This is a genomic window from Microbacterium sp. NPDC055599 (genome assembly GCF_053618975.1).
On sequence record NZ_JBSHIM010000001.1, the window covers coordinates 303,127 to 304,180 of the forward strand.

Here is a 1,054-nt window from a genome sequence, read left to right on the forward strand (position 1 = left end):
CACGTGGCTGCTGACGGGCGACATCGCCCTGTGGCTGCAGGGGCAGGCGGCCCCGCCGATCGCGTTCGCGCTGGACGAGCGGGCCCCGCGGGTCGTGGCCGCGGTCGTGGCGGGAGGCGCGCTCGCCCTCTCCGGCACGCTGATCCAGGGGGTGAGCCGCAACCCGCTCGCCGACCCCAGCATCCTCGGGGTCACCGGTGGCGGCGGGCTGGGGGCCGTGCTGGTGATCACGAGCGCGGCGTCGTCGACGGGCGGCATGATCGCGGGTGCCGTGACGGGCTCGCTGCTCGCGTTCGCCCTGGTCTACCTCCTGTCGTGGCGAGGAGGTCTGAGCGCGGACCGGTTCCTGCTCGTGGGTATCGGGGTGTCGTACTTCACGGTCTCGCTCACGACGTTCTTCCTGCTGCGGTCGAACCCGTGGGACACCCCGCGGATCTACACGTGGCTGTCCGGCACGACGTACGGTCGCGCGTGGGAGCAGATCCTCCCGCTGGTGATCGTGCTGGTCATCGCACTGCCGTTCGTGGTGTCGAGCCGCCGCGAGCTCGACGTCCTGTCGCTCGACGAGGACACGCCGCGGCTGGTGGGCATCCGGCTGGAGCCGGTGCGCCTGCTGCTGCTCGCGGTGGCGGCCGTGCTCGCCGCGCTGAGCGTCACGGCGATCGGGGTGATCGGCTTCGTGGGGCTCGTGGCGCCGCACGCCGCCCGGGCGCTGGTGGGGGCGCGGCATGCGCGGGTGATCCCGGTCGCCGTGCTGCTGGGCGGGCTGCTGGTCGCGGTGGCCGACACGATCGGTCGCACGGTCATCGCGCCCGCGCAGCTGCCGGCCGGCCTGGTGGTCGCGCTGATCGGCGCCCCGTACTTCGTCTGGCTGCTCTGGCGCTCGCGCGACGCCTGACCCCGCTCCTCGGCCCGCCCTGTCCGTTCGTCCCGTGGCGGGATCGAAAACGCACCCCCGGGCCGGTTCGGGGGCGCGTTTCTGATCCCCCCTCCGCCCGCCCCCCCGCGTTCGGTCGGTGGCGGGATCGAAAACGCACCCCCGGGGGCGTCCGGA

At 74.1% G+C, this 1,054-nt stretch carries 1 protein-coding gene; it reads left to right on the forward strand.

Going from position 1 to position 1,054, the window contains the following annotated elements; genetic code table 11:
• Nucleotides 1-898, forward strand: an 898-nt coding sequence (locus tag ACWGQ1_RS01500) for an iron chelate uptake ABC transporter family permease subunit (protein ID WP_452312221.1), incomplete at its 5' end; no start/stop codon positions are given.
• Nucleotides 899-1,054 lie beyond the last annotated feature (156 nt).